This window comes from Pelagibacterium sp., from assembly GCF_048264985.1.
Classification (GTDB): domain Bacteria; phylum Pseudomonadota; class Alphaproteobacteria; order Rhizobiales; family Devosiaceae; genus Pelagibacterium.
Genome location: NZ_JBLXCL010000001.1, coordinates 1,322,614 through 1,339,667, shown reverse-complemented (window position 1 = coordinate 1,339,667; position 17,054 = coordinate 1,322,614). Strand labels below are relative to the sequence as shown.

General features: G+C 58.5%; 18 protein-coding genes and 1 tRNA gene. 8 read left to right on the top strand and 11 right to left on the bottom strand.

The features are described 5' to 3' along the window. The first annotated feature begins 47 nt into the window (after positions 1-47). The 3 genes from ACN0TA_RS06565 to ACN0TA_RS06555 are packed head-to-tail and all read left to right on the top strand — an operon-like array spanning position 48 to position 2,781. Positions 48-1,202, top strand: a complete 1,155-nt coding sequence (locus ACN0TA_RS06565; RefSeq protein WP_417581009.1) for a CaiB/BaiF CoA transferase family protein — start codon at positions 48-50, stop codon at positions 1,200-1,202. Further along, entirely contained in the window at positions 1,199-2,326 is a 1,128-nt protein-coding gene (locus ACN0TA_RS06560) for an extracellular solute-binding protein (protein WP_417581007.1), read from the top strand. The genes ACN0TA_RS06565 and ACN0TA_RS06560 overlap by 4 nt, the downstream gene beginning before the upstream one ends. Further along, complete coding sequence (locus ACN0TA_RS06555; protein WP_417581005.1) at positions 2,326-2,781, top strand: MaoC/PaaZ C-terminal domain-containing protein; 456 nt, start codon at positions 2,326-2,328, stop codon at positions 2,779-2,781. The genes ACN0TA_RS06560 and ACN0TA_RS06555 overlap by 1 nt, the downstream gene beginning before the upstream one ends. A 114-nt stretch (positions 2,782-2,895) precedes the next feature. On the opposite strand, the gene ACN0TA_RS06550 is transcribed toward ACN0TA_RS06555, so the two are convergent. Next, positions 2,896-3,117, bottom strand: coding sequence for a hypothetical protein (locus ACN0TA_RS06550; protein ID WP_417581003.1), 222 nt, complete (start codon positions 3,115-3,117; stop codon positions 2,896-2,898). A 106-nt stretch (positions 3,118-3,223) separates the two neighbouring features. Then, positions 3,224-3,313 (bottom strand) — tRNA-Ser (locus ACN0TA_RS06545). Positions 3,314-3,472: 159 nt separating this feature from the next. Between ACN0TA_RS06545 and ACN0TA_RS06540 the strand changes: the two genes are divergently transcribed. Further along, a complete protein-coding gene (locus ACN0TA_RS06540) occupies positions 3,473-3,676 on the top strand; it encodes a CsbD family protein (RefSeq protein ID WP_417581001.1) in 204 nt (67 codons plus the stop codon). 57 nt (positions 3,677-3,733) lie between these two features. Here ACN0TA_RS06540 and ACN0TA_RS06535 read toward each other — a convergent pair whose 3' ends face one another. Continuing rightward, complete coding sequence (locus ACN0TA_RS06535; protein WP_417580999.1) at positions 3,734-4,441, bottom strand: glutathione S-transferase N-terminal domain-containing protein; 708 nt, start codon at positions 4,439-4,441, stop codon at positions 3,734-3,736. Positions 4,442-4,554: 113 nt separating this feature from the next. Beyond that, positions 4,555-4,995, bottom strand: a complete 441-nt coding sequence (locus ACN0TA_RS06530; protein WP_417580997.1) for a glyoxalase superfamily protein — start codon at positions 4,993-4,995, stop codon at positions 4,555-4,557. A gap of 298 nt (positions 4,996-5,293) precedes the next feature. On the opposite strand from ACN0TA_RS06530, the gene ACN0TA_RS06525 reads away from it, so the two are divergent. Next, the gene (locus tag ACN0TA_RS06525) at positions 5,294-6,049 is read left to right on the top strand and encodes a sulfite exporter TauE/SafE family protein (RefSeq protein WP_417582082.1); all 756 of its coding nucleotides are present in this window, start codon (positions 5,294-5,296) and stop codon (positions 6,047-6,049) included. Positions 6,050-6,069: 20 nt separating this feature from the next. Here ACN0TA_RS06525 and ACN0TA_RS06520 read toward each other — a convergent pair whose 3' ends face one another. The 4 genes from ACN0TA_RS06520 to ACN0TA_RS06505 all read right to left on the bottom strand — a co-directional run bounded on the left by ACN0TA_RS06520 (position 6,070) and on the right by ACN0TA_RS06505 (position 8,572). Beyond that, on the bottom strand, positions 6,070-6,888 hold the full coding sequence (locus ACN0TA_RS06520) for a DUF1206 domain-containing protein (protein WP_417580995.1): 819 nt from the start codon (positions 6,886-6,888) through the stop codon (positions 6,070-6,072). A gap of 309 nt (positions 6,889-7,197) precedes the next feature. Continuing rightward, entirely contained in the window at positions 7,198-7,818 is a 621-nt protein-coding gene (locus ACN0TA_RS06515; RefSeq protein WP_417580993.1) for a hypothetical protein, read from the bottom strand. 476 nt (positions 7,819-8,294) lie between these two features. Then, the gene (locus ACN0TA_RS06510) at positions 8,295-8,477 is read right to left on the bottom strand and encodes a putative immunity protein (RefSeq protein WP_417582080.1); all 183 of its coding nucleotides are present in this window, start codon (positions 8,475-8,477) and stop codon (positions 8,295-8,297) included. Continuing rightward, positions 8,405-8,572 (bottom strand): DUF1206 domain-containing protein, encoded by a 168-nt coding sequence (locus ACN0TA_RS06505; protein WP_417580991.1) that lies wholly within the window; start codon positions 8,570-8,572, stop codon positions 8,405-8,407. The genes ACN0TA_RS06510 and ACN0TA_RS06505 overlap by 73 nt, the downstream gene beginning before the upstream one ends. Positions 8,573-9,052: 480 nt before the next feature. Between ACN0TA_RS06505 and ACN0TA_RS06500 the strand changes: the two genes are divergently transcribed. After that, positions 9,053-9,721 (top strand): hypothetical protein, encoded by a 669-nt coding sequence (locus ACN0TA_RS06500; RefSeq protein ID WP_417580989.1) that lies wholly within the window; start codon positions 9,053-9,055, stop codon positions 9,719-9,721. Between the two features lie 205 nt (positions 9,722-9,926). Here the strand turns inward: ACN0TA_RS06500 and ACN0TA_RS06495 are convergent, their stop codons facing one another. Both ACN0TA_RS06495 and ACN0TA_RS06490 read right to left on the bottom strand, forming a co-directional pair. Beyond that, a complete protein-coding gene (locus ACN0TA_RS06495; RefSeq protein ID WP_417580987.1) occupies positions 9,927-10,919 on the bottom strand; it encodes a DUF1624 domain-containing protein in 993 nt (330 codons plus the stop codon). After that, positions 10,916-13,015 (bottom strand): molybdopterin-containing oxidoreductase family protein, encoded by a 2,100-nt coding sequence (locus ACN0TA_RS06490; RefSeq protein ID WP_417580985.1) that lies wholly within the window; start codon positions 13,013-13,015, stop codon positions 10,916-10,918. Before ACN0TA_RS06490 ends, ACN0TA_RS06495 begins: the two co-directional genes overlap by 4 nt. Positions 13,016-13,205: 190 nt before the next feature. Here ACN0TA_RS06490 and ACN0TA_RS06485 point away from each other — a divergent pair, with 190 nt between their 5' ends. Both ACN0TA_RS06485 and ACN0TA_RS06480 read left to right on the top strand, forming a co-directional pair. Continuing rightward, complete coding sequence (locus ACN0TA_RS06485; RefSeq protein WP_417580983.1) at positions 13,206-13,961, top strand: transferrin-binding protein-like solute binding protein; 756 nt, start codon at positions 13,206-13,208, stop codon at positions 13,959-13,961. Positions 13,962-14,038: 77 nt separating this feature from the next. Then, complete coding sequence (locus ACN0TA_RS06480; RefSeq protein ID WP_417580981.1) at positions 14,039-15,346, top strand: hypothetical protein; 1,308 nt, start codon at positions 14,039-14,041, stop codon at positions 15,344-15,346. A 69-nt stretch (positions 15,347-15,415) separates the two neighbouring features. Here ACN0TA_RS06480 and ACN0TA_RS06475 read toward each other — a convergent pair whose 3' ends face one another. After that, positions 15,416-16,954 (bottom strand): MDR family MFS transporter, encoded by a 1,539-nt coding sequence (locus ACN0TA_RS06475; RefSeq protein ID WP_417580979.1) that lies wholly within the window; start codon positions 16,952-16,954, stop codon positions 15,416-15,418. Positions 16,955-17,054: the final 100 nt, after the last annotated feature.

The following is a 17,054-nucleotide window of genomic DNA, read 5'->3' as shown; positions in this document are numbered from 1 at the left end:
TGAAAAGACTCCAACCAATGCCCCTGCCCGGTTCCAAAGTGAAGCTCATGAATGATCAAGACCTCCCCCTGTCGGGGCTGCTCGTTATCGATATGTGCCAGTTTCTTTCGGGTCCATACGCATCGCTGCGATTGCAGGATCTGGGTGCCCGCGTCATCAAGATAGAGCGGCCCGGAGCTGGCGACCTCTCGCGCTCTCTGTACCTGTCCGATACTGAAATTGGCGGCGACTCAACGATTTTTCATGCCATAAATCGTTCCAAGGAGAGCCTCGCGCTCGATCTCAAGAATTCCGACGACCTAGCGTCCCTAAAACGCCTCCTGACCAGTGCTGACGTCGTCTTGCAGAACTTTCGTCCAGGTGTCATCGAGCGCATCGGACTGAGCTACGATTCTGTAAGGGAACTAAACCCGCGGATCGTCTATGCATCAATTACCGGCTATGGAAACTCCGGCCCCTGGGTCGATCGGCCTGGACAGGATTTGCTTGCGCAGGCGCGATCGGGCGTGATGTGGCTTAACGGCGATGACGATCAAGGACCTGTCCCGTTCGGCCTTGCAGTCGCCGATATGCTTGCAGGTTCCAATGTGGCTCAGGGCGTGCTTGCCGCGCTTGTACGCCGAGGCGTGACGGGCACTGGCGCGCATGTAGAAACGAGTCTTCTCGAGTCGATGGTGGACTTTCAGTTCGAAGTCCTGACCACCCACCTTAACGATGGTCAACGCCTTCCCAAGCGGTCCGAATTCCGATCGGCTCACGCCTATCTATCAGCGCCCTATGGAGTTTATCCCACAGCTGACGGCTACATTGCCGTCGCCATGACACCGATCGGCAAACTTGGCAAATTGCTCGAACTTGATGCGCTCACAAACTACTCCGACCCCGGCTCCTGGTTCTCCGACCGAGACGCCATAAAGAAGTCCCTGGCCGAGCATCTGGCGACACACACCACAGACCACTGGCTGGCCATTCTCGAACCGGCCGACATCTGGTGCGCCAAGGTTCTCAGTTGGCCTGAATTGATGGCCAGCGAAGGCTTCAAGGTTCTCGATATGCTGCAGACCGTCACACGAGAGGACGGCGTTTCAATTCAAACGACACGCTCACCTCTGCGGATCAACGGCCGGCGTGCCCAGACACATCGCGCGGCACCGAAAATCGGAGAGCAAAGCAGCACGATCCGTGAGGAGTTTGGACTATGACGAAGCTGAGCGGCATGACCTGGCGCCATCCGCGCGGTTATGACCCGATGGTGGAAACGTCGCGAAAATGGATGCAAAAGACCGGGGTTGAAATCGCGTGGGACCAGCGGAGCTTGCAGGACTTCGAGAGCTTTCCTGTCAAAGAGCTTGCCCGACAATACGATCTGATTGTCATCGACCACCCCCATGTTGGGCAGATCACAGATGAAGGATGTCTTGTCGCTCTCGATACCCCGTCGCGGCGATCCGAACTCGACGAGATGAGCCGAAATTCCGTCGGCCCCTCTTTCAAGAGCTATAACTGGCGTGGTCGCCAATGGGCATTTCCGATCGATGCTGCGGCGCAAGTCCAGGCGTGGCGCCCCGACATAATGGAAACGCCGCTCACGCAATGGGACGACGTTCTCGATATGGCACGAGAAGGACGCATTGTTTTGCCGCTACGCGAGCCACATGCTCTGATGTGCTTTTTCACGCTGGCCGCAAACATCGGAACACCATGCGCAGCCGATGGCGGCGCAGATATGATCGGCCTCGATGCGGGCGTGCGCGCGTTGGATCTGCTCGCCGAATTGCTGCCATTTCTCGATGATGCAAATTTTGAAATGGACCCGATCGCGGCGTCCGAAGCCATGGCAGCAGAAGGCTCACGGCTTGCTGTAATGCCTCTTGGATACGGTTATGTCAGCTATTCTCTTAATGGCTTCCGACCGCACCGGTTGAGGTTCGCCAACATCCCCGTCGCTGGAACGGAAGGTCCGACCGGTTCGGCAATTGGCGGGACAGGGATTGCCGTTTCTGCGTTACGTCAGCACGCCGATTTGGCGACCGACTATGCATTTTGGGTTGCCAGCAGCGAAGTGCAGCATACTCTTTATCCGTCAGCCGGCGGCCAGCCGGCCCATGCAGCGGGCTGGGAAGACGACATCGTCAACGCTACCACCAGGAACTTCTATAGGAGCACCCGCTCGACCCTCGAACACGGATGGCTGCGGCCGCGACATAACGGATACATGACATTCCAACAAAGCGCTTCACGCAGGCTGACTGAAGGGCTTCGCGAAAAACACAGCCCCCGGTCTATCATTGCCGACCTCAACACGCTGTTCAGGGAGAGTTTTTGATGGAGCGTCCCAGGCATTTTGAAGACTATAGACGGGGTGAAATTCGCTCCACATATGGTCGGACGATAACCGAAACCGACTTCGTCGTTCATGCCGGTCATACTGGCGATTTTTTTCCGCACCATATGGATGCAGAAGCGATGAAGGACAGCGCATTCGGCCAACGCATAGCGCACGGCACTATGACATTTGCAATCGGTATTGGGCTGACAGCAAGCGAGATTAACCCGCTGGCATTCACATATGGCTATGAACGGCTTCGCTTCCCCAAACCAGTGTTTATTGGCGATACGATCCACACCGAAATTGAGATCGCATCGCTTGACGATGATCCCAAACGTCCTGAGCATGGTCGCGTTACAGAACGCATTCGAGTGCTCAACCAGCGCGGGGAGACGGTTCTGGCCTGTGACCACATCCACCTAGCCAAGCGCCGACAGGCCCTAACTGCTTAATTGGCGAACGCTTTCTAAGGGCCATTCGAGAATTGAGCCCTTAAAAGCAGCGACAATGGACGATTGTCTATTGTCCTGCTGCGGGATCGCTCGGGCCGGTATCGGGTATAAGAATTAGGTCAATGGCTGGATCGACGTCGACGTTGCCGATGATATCGATGCGAATCCTTTGATCGTGACTGCCGGACCAAGTTGGGAGGCGTTGATACCGAAAACATCAAGGTAGCCTTGGTCCAGGGAAACCCGGCGTGCCGGCAGCAGGCGCTTGTTCGTATCCAACCGCTTGCGGATAAAAGTCCATCGGATCGAGCGGAACAGGACTTCGAATCTGGACATGCCAGCCGGAGTTCATTTTCGAGAGGTAGGAAAGACGCATTTTTCCGGCGTTGAACCGGCGCGCGATCGAGCGATGAAAGCTTCAAGATCAATAACTTAGGCGCGATGGCGGAGAGGAAGGGATTCGAACCCTCGAGACAGTTACCCGCCTACGCCCTTAGCAGGGGCGCGCCTTCGACCACTCGGCCACCTCTCCGAGGCGGGTGGTAGCCCGGATCGTCCCGGAAGCGCAAGGGGTTTTTGTCGCTGAACGCGAAAATGGGTCGGCAAGCGACAATTTGTTCCGGTTTGACGGTTGGAACCGGTTGGCCGGTCAAACCGTTTTAAAAACAACGAACAAAAAAGGAGACCCAAAATGAATCGCGATCAGATGGAAGGCAACTGGAAACAGTTCACCGGCAAGGCCAAGGAACAGTGGGGCAAGCTCACTGACGACGACCTTGACGTGATTGCGGGCAAGCGCGAGCAGCTCGAAGGCAAAATCCAAGAACGCTATGGCAAGTCCAAGGACGAAGCCCGCAAGGATGTGGATACCTGGTTCGACCAGAACGGCTGGTAAGCCACATATTTGTTTGACAACAAAAAGGCGGCACCGTGAGTGCCGCCTTTTTCTGTTTCATTTAGCGCGTTGATTAAAAAGCACTTTTTGGGCATCCTTGTCATCAGCCAAGTCCATCTGCTGATCCTCTGGCAGCTTTACGGCTAAACCGCGCTCCACTGCGGGGCGGGCTTTCAAACGCTCCTGCCAGGCGGCGACATTGGGAAATTCACTTATGTCCATCCCCTGCTTTTCCCACCCGAGCGACCAGCTGAGCGAGGCCATGTCTGCAATCGAGTACTCACCAGCGATGTAATCCTGACCCTCGAGCTGCTTGTTCAGCACGCCATAAAGCCTGTGGGTCTCGTTGACATAGCGATCGATCGCATACTGGATTTTCTCAGGCGCATACTGCTTGAAATGATGATTTTGACCAAGCATCGGGCCAAACCCACCCATTTGCCAAAACAACCATTCGTCCACTTCTACCCTGGCGCGCTGGTCCTGGGGATAAAATTTGTCAAATTTTTCGGCGAGATATTTGAGAATTGCCGCGGATTCGAACACCGATATGGGCGCGCCGCCCGGCCCTTCAGGATCGACGATGGCCGGAATTTTGTTATTGGGCGAAACCGCCAGAAACTCTGGTTTGAACTGGTCGCCTTTGCCGATATGGATGGGATGGACCGAGTAGGGAACGCCCAATTCCTCGAGCATAATCGAGACCTTATGTCCGTTGGGCGTGGGAAAATAATAGAGCTCGATAGGTTGAGTCTGCTCGGCCATTAGAAATCCAATCTGCTGATTATTCAGGAGTTGCACGCACTTCATCGTAATTGAACGATGAATGCAAGGCCCGGACTGAGAAAAACCGGGGCGCGGCGGGCGCCCCGGTCGATTCAGGCACTGATCAGGACCATATGTGGTTGTCCATCGCTGGTGCGGCTCGGCGATACACCGTCGCGGTTGACTGTGGCGTCGACCCGATGGCGGAAGGCAGAAAAGCTATCGAAAGCAACGACATCGACCGGCTCGTCGAACTGGATGGTCAGGCGGAACATCTCCCCTGCCCCCAGGGCCTTGACGCCGATGATGGTGCCGGTGAAGGGCTGCTTGAGATAGGTTCCTGCGACCTGCTGGCTGACGGCATAGGCAGGTCCGCGGGTGACGGGAAGCACGCCGGAGGCCGTATTCCAATCACGGAAACCGTGAAATCTCGCAACCATTTCAAGAGCTTGCGACTGGCTCAGAGTGCGACCGGCATCAAGCTGGGTGGCACGATACTGGCGCGCCTCGGTCTTGAGATCGGTCGTGGTCAGATGGGATGCTGGTTTGCGCATCGTCATATCTCCACGGCGGAATTTTCGTCTTGGGAGTCCGCATTGCCAAGCACCGCCAATGGGTTGGGACGATGTTTGCTGGTGCGCGCGGCCCGGAAAATCGGGTTGGCGTGGAAGACTTCACCGTAGGACATATGCCCTTGCGGACGGCAGGCGCTTCAACCAAGCCGTGAGATAAGCACGCTGCGACGCTTTGTCAATGCCGGCAACAATGGGCCCAATATCTATGGACTTGAGCGTTCGGTGACCGCAAATTGCACAATGTTGTGGGTCTGTGGGAATCCCGAAATTGACGTATATGTTGCTGTTCGCCGCCGGCCTGGTCGGCGGGATGATCAATTCGCTCGCCGGGGGCGGCTCTTTTGTGATTTTTCCGGCCCTGTTGTTCGCCGGTGTGCCGCCGGTGCTCGCCAATGCATCAAACACCTATGCTTGCCTGCCCGGCTATGTGACCGGGGCCATCGGCTACTGGAAGCATATAGCGCCGCACAAGGGGCGGCTGCCCCTATATTGCGCGCTTGGGCTGGTGGGGGGATATCTCGGCGCAGAGGCACTGATGCGGATTTCCGACGAAGCCTTTGCCGGGATCATCCCCTGGCTGATGGCGTTCGCGGTGGCCATCTATATTTTTGGGCAGCGGATCAACCGGTTTTTTGCTGCACGGTCGGAAGGCTCGAAACGCGCGGCCAGGGTCGGCGCCATCGGGTTGTCGGTACTGCTGCTGGCCATCAGCTTTTACGGCGGGTTCTTCAATGCGGGTCTGGGGATCGTGCTTTTGGCTTGGCTGGCGCTTGCCGGGTTCGAAGACGTCCACGCCATGAACGGGCTGAAACTGCTGATCTCGGCTGTGGTGTCGGTGGTGGCCGTGCTGCGGTTCGCGGCAACGGGCTCGATCGCCTGGGGCGAAGGCAGCGTGGCACTGGCCGGGGCAATGGTCGGCGGCTTCGCGGCAGCCTATTTCTCACACCTGGTGCCGGCCAAGGTGATCCGCGGGTTTGTCATCATTTATGGGGTGGGGCTGACCCTGTATTTCTTCTGGGGCGTTTACGGCTGACCGAACTTTCGCCTGCGCGTTCAGATGCGGGCAGCAGCGCTAACATCATCAAGGTCGGGCGCATCGACGTGTCGATACCGGCCCTGGATGATGCCATACACTCCAAAGGCCATCAGACCCAACGCCACGACACCGTAGAGGATACGGCCGAACGGCAATGCGTACACATAATCCAGCGCTTCCTTGGTGCCTCCCGCCTGATCCGGTGAAACGGTCAGCGCGGCATAGAAGAGAAAGCCACCGATGATGGCGAAAATTGTCCCGCGGGCAATGAGACCGAACGCGCAAACCGGGTCCATCCAGTACTGGTGCGCGCCTGGTATCCGAACACGTTTTCGATAGCCGCGCGAAGCGCCGTACCAGATCTGCACACCACCTGCAATAATCACGCCGCCGGCGACAACGCCCAGCAAATACGGACCGAATGGCTGCTGTAAGAGCCACGCTGAAGCGGCTTCCTCGCCGTCTCCACCGCCGCCGCCCTGGCCAAGACTTAACGCCAGGCGCGCCGCTGTCAGCATGAGGAAAAGATTGGCGCCACCGCTTATCAACTGCCCCGCCCGCGTTGCAAAGCCCTGAAGGTCGTTGTCGCGGTTATCGGCGTTGAGCAGCCCCTGTGCAAATTTCCAGAGCGCATAGCCGAGAAGACCGATGGCAACCAAGCCAAGCAAAACGCGACCGAATGGCAAGCCCAGCAGGCTCGACAGCGCTTCGGACGACCCATTGGAATCGCGCCCGCCCCAGATCGCCGAAGTCAGGGCGAGCCCTCCCAGCAGCAAATACACCACGCCGCGCGCCGCGTAGCCCCACCGGGCCAAGGTCTCGAAATGGTCTGACATGCTCGCCGTTACCGGTTGAAGACGTCTCTGTAACGGTTATGGGGGCGTTGGTGTTCCGTGGGCAGGGTATGGGCATTGGCGCGCAACGATCGGTTTGGTGTGCAATGTCCGGCGTGGGGTGGGCTGCGGACCGACCGGTTTTGGACGGAGGCCATCTGGAAAGCAGACATCGGCCGATTGGCAAAATTCGAGTAGCAGTTCGATTTTACTCGTCAGCGCGGCGTAAGGTGGCGGGCAGAGAGCCCTCCTGCGACATGTTCTGCGGCGCAGCCAACAGCTTAGCTTATCATTGGCTCATCAGGAAAAAGGTCACACTACCCGTTCGAACAAATAGGCCCATGGCGTTTTGGTATAGGCAATGCCACGCCCCGATTTCATCAGGCTGTCACGGGTGATCGTTTGCGGCCTTTTGGGGATCATGTAGCTGTCGAGGTCTTGATCGGTGACCCGGTAGTGCTTGTTTGTCGATAAGACAACCGCGACTAACTTGAACCGTGAGTCGAGCGCCGCAAGCGCTGCGTCACCGTGACTTGAATTAACAAGCAAATGGCCACCGATGCGCAAAAAACGTCCGCAGGGCTCTGATATGAACCCTGCATAGAGCGAAATTAGCAGATCAAAGCTATCCGCCTCCATATCCAGCGTTCGATAATCGCTGTGGACGAACTCGAACCGCCCCTCGACGTTTCCGTCATGGTTGGCAATGATCTGCTTCACGCCCTCGGTATCGGCAAAAAATGCTGCCGCCCGATTGTCCATGTCCGCATAGGTGACGTCGTCATAAACGAAGGACGGCGCGACATCCACGTAGCTGCCCGCATAAAGCACTCGACGCGCGGGCACCGCCGCGCATATCGCTTGAAACAGTCGCCATCGATCGCCCTTGTGCTGATCCTGCTTTTCCCAAATCGCTAGTGTCTTTTCCTTCATGATTATCCAGCCTCCCCGTGGGTTCGAGTCTACAGCCGAGAATTACCGCTCAGCCGACTAGCTCTCTAAAACCCACTTAGGTTCTTGTCGAGGAATTAGGAAATAGGAACAAATGGCAGCTGTATGAAGCGTTGAATTCACCTCCCATCGTCCGGTATGGGGTCGACAGCCGAATCTGCTTTTGCCCCTTTGCGCCGTTGCTGCGATGATGGGATCCCCCCGCGGATGACCGGCATGGGGCGGCAAGCGGAACGTCCGCATTGCATCACAGGACGAAATAGCCGACCCGAACGGGCATGTCACATCGTTGGTAGCTTAACCCAGGCCCTTTGAATGGTCACAAACAAGCCCTTTCTTTCGAGGCTCAACAATTATCCTGCTCATGATCTCCTCGGGTAGATGATCTGGCAACTTAGCTGATTGCCAGGCCCGCTCCTCATCGACAATCCATTCGGCAGCCTCCAGACGAGCTGCTATTATTGCCTAAGGGCGTAATAGGCTCCTCCATAGGCATGCTGAGGAACATGCGCGGTTGCGACTGCCTGTCCAGCAGCGTGTGCCGCCTCGCACGCTGCTTCGTCTGTTTTTACATCCTTTGCCGATGCATGAGCGGCGAGTGACGCGCTTCGGACGACCCCTTGGAATCGCGCCCGCCCCAGATCGCCGAAGTCAGGGTGAGCCCGCCCAGCAGCAGATAAACCACGCCGCGCGCTGCGTAGCCCCACCGGGCCAAGGTCTCGAAATGTTCTGACATGCTCGCCGTTACCGGTTGAAGACTTCTCTGTAACGGTTATGGGGCGTTGGTGTTCCGTGGGCGGGGTGTTAGCGCGGGCCATGGCCGGAATTTTGTTGCAGCGTTTTTTGGGGTACCTAGCGGTCGGCAAAGTGATGGGGTGTAGGGGCGGAGGCGCGCAAGGATTGGTTTGGTGCGCAATGTCCGGCGTGGGGTGGCTTGCAGACCGTCCGCTTGTGGACACCAAAGGTGAATAGTGTAAATCCGGGTTGCCAGTTGACCCGTTCCTGGATCACCGCGCATCTTCTGCTCGGATCACAATTCCCAACTCATTTCCAAGCTCGTCCCTTTCTTTACCCAGTCCGATACCTTTTGGGGTTGGAGCCAACAGTCAGGACATGATTATCCGAGGGGCTTAACAGCGGTCTTTAAGCATTTCAGGCAATCGTTGTTGTCAGCCAATGGATTGCGCCTAAGGTAAGTGGATTCCTGAGGACAGAAATGGCGCTATCAGAACAATCGATCCTTTTAATTTCAGGCCATCTTCGGCCGATCAAAACCATCATTGGTCAGCTGCCATACGTTCTGTTTGGCGTCGGAATGCTGTGGCTGTCGTCGCTGAGCAGTTGGACAGATATCCAAGACTTTTTTTTGTGGCTCGTTCTGTTCATGTTCGGGTTAGCCGCTTTAGGATCGTCGCTATATTTCGTCGCCTGTGCGTTATCGGGATATCCAAAAATCGTGCTGATGGATGGCTTACTGATCAGCTTTGGCATGATGAACCGATCACTTCATCTGGACTTGTCTAACCATGGGAAGGCAGAGGTGGTCCAATTCGGGCGATCCACGCAAACCGCTCTCGCGTTTCACACCGTCCAGGAAGAAGCAGTTCTTGCCAAGGCGGGATTGGCGCATTCGCCCACCTCATTGAACGCGGCCAAGTTGTTTCCTTTGACACAAAGCGTCGGGAACGACCTTGACCGGGCGCAGGAAATTGCAGATCAGATCAACGCCTATCGAGAGAATTTCACAAAGAAAGTGGATATCGAAGGCCTTACGGTAGAACGTATCCTAAGCAGGAAAATGAATGCCCATCTATGGGGCTTTCTCGCCACCGTAGGTGCAGCCATTTTTGTGGCCGTCATTCTGAAAATTCTACTTCCCGGGTAGCCGATCATCACCTACCGCGAAAGACTGCTTTGCAGGCGAATGGCGCCAAGTTTAGCGGCTGCAATGGGGTCGCAAACGGAAGCCGACGCATTTTGCCGTTTTAGTCATACCATGACTGTTGTGGAGATCGCCGCGCAGCGGATCCCCGGGTCAAACCCGAGGATACGCGGGGGACAGTGAGGTGCCGGGCGCCTCGCCCCCGTCCCTACTCTGCCTGTGGCGCCAAAAGCATTTCGTCGAGCACTTGTGCGGCGCATTGGTTGGTGAGGTCGGAGAGGGCGATGTCCTGCTCGGGGGTGCGATCGGGAGTTTCGAGGAGGGGCCAGAGGTTGTCGGATTCGATGCTGTCAAGGGTGCAGGCGCAGTAGGCGGTGCAGTAGGTGGCATCGGGGGCGGTTTCGATGCAACTTGTCTGGCAGCTTGCGAGGAAATTGTCGGCGCGACGGGTTTCGCTGATGCCGGTCAGGGAGGCGATGCCCATTAAGATGCCGATGAGGATGGGCTGGTGCAGGACGTAGATGACGAGGCTCCAGCGGCCGAGTTTTGCCAGGGCGCGGGCGGGCGTTGATGTGCCCTTGAATTGGGCGAGACGGTTCGTGACGCCGCTATTGATCGCCCAGCGGGTAGCGGCGATGCCAAGCAGGGCGACGCCGAACCAGGGGAAGATGGGGACCAGATCTTCGCTGGGGGGCGGCGCGTCCCAGAGGCCGATCCAAGACCAGAGCTTTTCGCCGAAGAGCGGGCTCTGGATGAAGAGTTGCATGCCGATGAGGATGACGGCCAGTCCAAGCACCAAAACCAGCGGCGCTGTGAGGAAGGCCAGCCCCATGAGGGAAAACAGCGCTATGGCGTGCAGGACGCCGAAATAGACGAAGGTGGATGGATTAAAGGCGTAGGTGCCAGCCGTGATGATCAGCGCGGCGCCGAGGAGGATGGCGAAGCGGCGCCAAAAGGGGCGCCAGCGGATTGTTTCGCCATGGCCGAGGACCAGGGACACGCCGGTCAAAAAGATGAAGGTGCCGACGATGGATTTCTGGAAGATGATCCAGGGGAGTGACTGGGTGGGGTCGAAACTCACGAACCCCAGAAAGGCCAGATCCCAGGAGAAATGGTAGATGATCATCGCGACGATGGCGACGCCGCGTGCGACGTCGATGGCCGCGATGCGCGGGCGGGATGCAGGGGCGATGGAGGTCATAGGTCTGACGCCCGGACCCAGACGGCGGCATCATGGAAGGCGGCACCGCCAAAGGGTCTGACTGCATCGGACCCGATAAGCGTATTGATGCCCCTGCCCTTGCGATGAGCCTTGTTGGGGTGCAGGCCCTCGGCAATGACAACGCCGGTTTGCAGACCATTGAAAAGGCGCAAGGTCAGCTCGACGCTGCCACGGTGATTGCCAATGGTGACAGGCGCGCCATCATCGAGCGCCAGACGAGCGGCGTCTTCGGGGTGCATGAGCAAGGACGGGGTTCCTTCGCGCTTCTGGCTGCCAGGCGTTTCGCCAAAGGTGGAGTTGAGGAAGGTGCGGGCCGGCGATGTGGCGAGCCGAAATGGCACGGTCGGGTTGGTCGGCTCGTTCCAATTGCAGAAATCGACAAGAGCGGGCATTTCGGACGGATCGCAGACCCAGCTGACGCCGCGCTTGATGCGCGTTGCTTCCCAATCGGGCTTGAAACGATATTTACCGCCGGGCCAGGCAAACCCTTTGGTGTAGCGCGACTTGTCGTCGGGCAAGGCGCGATCGACAAAGCCGGCATTGGCTTCGATCTCGTCGAGGTCGCCATACCCCGAACTTGCGAAGGTTTCAGCGACCAACTCGCGATCGGTCTTTTCGGTTACGGCGTCGGCGGCCCCTACCCGTTTGGCGATTTCGTTGATAACGAAATGGTTGGGCATTGCCGCGCCGGGAGCATCGATGATTTTCGGGCCGTAAAGGACGCGCGTGTGGCCGCCACGGGTGTAATAGTCATTGTGCTCGACGAACATGGTGGCGGGCAGAACGATATCGGCCATCTGGGCGGTTTCGGTCATGAACTGCTCGTGAACCACAGTGAACAGATCCTCCCGCTCAAAACCCTGCCGGGTGAGCGCATGATCGGGGGTGACGACCATCGGGTTGGTGTTCTGGATGAGAAGCGCCTTGACAGGTGCACCACCCTTGAGTGCCTCAGCATCGCCGGTGAGGATGGCGCCGATCCTGCACATGTCGAGTTCGCGGACGCCGGACTTTTTAAGCGCGGCGCCGGTGATCTGGGATTTATCGAGCCCCCACGTACCCGAATTTGAATGGAAGGCGCCGCCGCCGCGATGACTCCAGGCGCCGAGCATGGCGGGAATGGACAGCGCGGCATGCATGTTGGTGGCCCCATTGCGCTGGCGCGAAAAACCATAGCCAAGGCGGAAATAGCTACGCGGGTTTTCGCCGACCAGACGGGCGAAGGCCTCGATTTGTTCGATAGAAAGCCCAGTGATGCCGGCGGCCCATAGCGGGGTTCTTGCCGCAAGATGTGATTCAACATCTGAATCGAAGTCAGTGTGACTGCTGAGAAATTCCCGATCGGCAAGATTGTCGCGCAGCAGCACATGCATGACGGCCAGCGCCAGCGCGCCATCGGTGCCAGGGCGGATGAGCAGCGCCATGTCGGCCTGCTCCATGGTGGCTGTGCGGTAGATATCGACAACCACGAGTTTTGCACCACGTTCGCGCCGGGCGCGGATGGCGTGGGTCATCACATTGATCTGGGTGTTGACCGGATTGGTGCCCCAAATGATGACGCAATCGCTTTCGGCCATCTGCTCGGGATTGGTGCCGGCCAGAAGCCCGGTGCCGGCGATGTAGCCGGTCCACGAGATCATCGTGCAGATCGTGTCGTACTGTTCGGAATAGCCTTTGGCGTGTCGCAACCGGTTTATGCCGTCGCGCTGCACATGGCCCATGGTGCCCGCGTAATAGTAGGGCCAGATGGATTCAGGGCCATGTTCGGCCTCGATCGAAACGAAGCGTTTGCCGATTTCTTCGAGCGCTTCATCCCACGAAATCTGTTCGAATTGCCCTGAGCCCTTTGGACCGATGCGGCGCAGCGGGTGCAGGACGCGATCGGGGTGATGGGCACGCTCAGCATAGCGGGCAACCTTCTCGCAGATAATCCCGGCCGTGTAGGGATCGTCCCTGGCGCCGCGGACGCGACCGATCGTGCCGTCGTCACGCACTTCGATATCGAGAGCGCAGGTGGAAGGGCAGTCGTGTGGGCAGACTGTGCGGGCGGTGCGGAGGACGAGTGGCTTGGTCATTCAGATCAGGTTCATTGTGGACGGCGCTATTGTAGGGCGGATCGGGGCGCATGTCAGCCGCTTGCGACCAAGTTGCAACACCTTGTTATTTAAGGACACTTGTCCCGGAACCAACACATTCGGGCCGCATTATCGTCGGCTGCGCGGGGGCACAATTGACGACTAAAACGATCATGGAAGGTAATTCCCAGTGACCACCAAGCTCCTCGCCCTTTCTGCAATGGCCGCCGCTCTTGCGGTTTCGGGCTGTTCCAGCACATCGCCCACGCCGCCCCCTTCGCCGCTCAACTATTCCTCGGTCGGACTCAATGCAGCCGGTACCGGGGTGGGGAATGGTGCGTTTTCCGCCAATTCCAGCACGATCTCGGTCGCTGTCGATGGGCGGAACTACACTGTTGGCAGCGGCAGCCGAACACCTGGCATTCCTGGAAATCTGACCGGCTACACCTATGCCGACGGCAACGGCACCGCGGCCTATATCGGGGGCAGCCATGCGGCGACGGCGTTGACCAGTCCAGCCGGGTCCAATGCCGTTTATGCAATCGTCGATGGACGGGAGACGACAAACAGCCAGATGCAGAACCTTCCAACCCAGCGCGCCAATTACAATGGTGTGTGGGGCATTTCCAGCTCGACCGGCCAGCAGGCGGCCGGCACGTTCCAGGCCGGGGCCAATTTTGATTCCCGGACGGTAGGTTTCGAGCTGAGCGATCAGTCCGGACTTGTCGGTGGCGGGAACGGGCGCATCATCGGCACCGGCTTCACCAGCACGCTCGATACGCGCGGGGCGGTTGATAATGGCACTGCCGGGCGGAGCCTCAATTCCAACAATACCATCGACGGCCAGTTCTACGGGCCGCGGGCAGAGGAAATGGCCGGGCTGGTGCGCGGTGGCACGACCGACGGCAATGGCTCGACTGCCGGGTATCTGATCGGCACGCAGTAATCGCGATTCGGGGCGGCGGCGTGCGCCGTCCCGACTTTTACGGATGGGCCGCTGGCCCGGGGGATCGGGTTCAGTTCATGGGTTTTTCCAGAATCTTAGGCAGGCTTTTGCTGGCTGGGGTTGCCGCGCTCGGGACGGTTTCCGGGGCTGCGGCGCAGACGATTTCTCTTGCAGCGCTCGATGAAGCGATCGGAGCCCGCAATTGGTCGCGTGCCGATCAGATTGCCGGCCAGCTCGACGCGCAAGCCGGGCAAGGCGATATCATGGCCGCCTATGCGGCGTCGGTGCGGCACGCCCAGAATGGACAGTGCTCGGACGCCGTTATCCTTGCCGATCTGGCGATCCAGGCAGTGCCGTTCTTTGTGCCGCCCTATCTGGTTGCGTATCGTTGTTATTCCGACCTTGGGCAATCCGGCGCCGCGGCGCAAAGGCTGGCCACGTTGCAGGCAATATTGCCCGAAGGACCCGAACGCGACGTGATTGCGCAGCTCCTCCAGAATGAGCAGTCGCGCGGCAAGCCGGTGTTTGGCGGCTATTTCACCGCCGCTCCGTCAACCAATGTGAATCGGCAGACCGGCGAAGACACTATTGATGGTGGCATCTGGGGGCCGGGCCAGATCCCCGAGGAAGCGCGCGGGCAACGCGGCGTATTGTTCAGTCTCGGCGGCTCTGTGGCCGTGGAACTGGCGCGCAGCGAAATGGCCAGCGTTTCCAGCGTGCTGCGTACCGACATTCGCTATTCGACAGCCGACAAGAGTTTCGAGCCCAGTTTTACGGCTGAGCTGCCAGTGACCTTCAAGGTCGGCGAAACGGCGCGGGCGGTTGTTGCACCGTTCGTGACCCTTGGGCTTGATGACAATAGACTGGATCGGACAGAGATCGGCGTGCGTTCGAGCCTGTCCATACCACTCGATTCGCAGCAGAGACTGGCTTTCGATCTGCGGCTCGCGGCAGTGGAGCGTCATCTCGACCCCAACCGGTCGGGCTTCCTGGCCGATGGCGCGGCTTCATACTCGACGTCGCTGGCGCGCAATGTGAACCTGACGACGACTGCGCGCGCGGTTTACAACCATACCGAGGACGAGACGCTGCGCACGCTCGTTGGGACAGTGCAGGCTCGGGTAGATACGCTGTTCGACAACGGCTTGCTGCTGGGTGTCGAGGGTACACTCGGGCAGCGCTGGCACTGGCGCCCTGCCCCGTTTCAGCTCAACGATCAGGTTGACCGGTTTGCGACCGGACGGGTCGAGGCGAGCCATCGCGATTTCACAATCGGACCGCTGATGCCTTCGATCTATTACGAGTACACAAACAGCTGGTCGGACAATGTGTTCTACACTTATGACAGCCATGATATCGGACTGACACTACGGGCCAGTTTCTAGGTTCAAGCCCCGATTCAACCCGTTGTGAGATTGAATCGGGGCCTGGCCCCAAGTCCTTGCGAGAGAATCTTATTCTGCGGCTTGCGGCTCGGCTTTGGCGTCCGGCTCGGCGCCCGGTTTGCGGTCCGAGAGTGGGATTTCGATCAGGAACCAGCCGATGATGCTGGCCACTGCCGCAGCGGCAGCGGCGACCCAATAGATAGGGTGCAGCGCATTGGTATAGGCCTGAAGCACTGCAAACTGATCGGCAGCATTCATTGCCGCCAGCGTTGCGTCATTGAATGCCGCAGTGCCTTCGGGGTGACCGATGGAAGCGGTTTCAAAAGCCAGCCGATTGGCAAAGATGGCGCCAAGAACAGCGACGCCAAGCGAACCACCGATCTGACGGAACATCTGGGCGCTGGCCGTAGCGACACCGAGAACGCTGTGGGGCACTGCGTTCTGGATGGCCGTAACGCCAACGCTCATCACCGGACCAATGCCGATTCCGACCAGCAGCATGTAGGTCATCACCAGCGGGAACGGCGTTTCCACGCCCAGCGTGCCAAGCAGCAGCGCGCCAACGGCAAGGATCGCCGTGGATATGATCGGCAACATTTTATAGCGGCCGGTCCGGGCGATGAAGATGCCCGAAAGGGTCGATGACCCGATCAGGCCGATCATCATGGGCAACAGGGCGAGCCCTGCCTGCGTGGGAGCAAACCCCTGAACGATGAGCAGGTAAGAGGGCATGTAGGTGATGGTGCCGAACATTGCGGTGCCAACGATGAAGCCCACAGCATTGGATACCAGGAATGCATTGTTGCGGAACAGGTCAAGCGGAAGGATCGGTTCGGCAGCGCGCAACTCGACCATAAGGAACGCGATCATCGCCACAATACCGATTGCCGGTAGAACAAGTGCCTGGAGTGAGAGCCAAGGCAGGATCGTCCCGCCAATGCTGGTGTAGATGACAAGAGCAGAAAGGGCCGTGGTCAGCAATGCTGCGCCGGCGTAATCGATCTTGCGCTTGTGACCCTTGGTGCGGCTTTCAAACGCAATTGCGATTACGGCGAATGCGACGATGCCGATGGGGATGTTGACGAAGAACAGCCAGCGCCAGGACAGCGCCTCGACGATTAGCCCGCCAAGCAAGGGGCCAACGACAGTGGACAGACCAAAGGCTGCGCCGAGGAAGCCCTGCGCCTTGCCACGTTCACGGGGCGGCAGCACGTCGCCAATGGCGGCCATGGCGGTCACGATCAGTCCGCCCCCGCCTATCCCCTGTATGAAGCGGCAAAAAACCAACATGTTGAGATCGACGGACATTGCGGCGAGCACCGAACCCGCCAGAAAGATGGCTATACCCGATTGCAGCATGACCTTGCGGCCATACATGTCTCCCAGCTTGCCAAAAACCGGTGCGGCAACGGTTGCGGCCAGCAGATAACCGGTTATGGCCCAGGATATATGTTCGATGCCGCCAAGATCGGCGACGATGATGGGAAGCGCGGTCGTGATGATTGTCTGGCCGAGAGAGGCCAGCAACAGGGTCGCGACCACCGCCCCGATCACCAATTTTACATTGGGATCGGATACCTGCGGCACTGTTTGTGCGGGCTGCGACATGTCAAACTCCGGAAACAGAACAGTTCTGCGCCTCAACGCGACGCTTCAAATGCTCTAAACTTATACTTGTTAGCGATTCCGACCGGGCAAACGGCGCCCA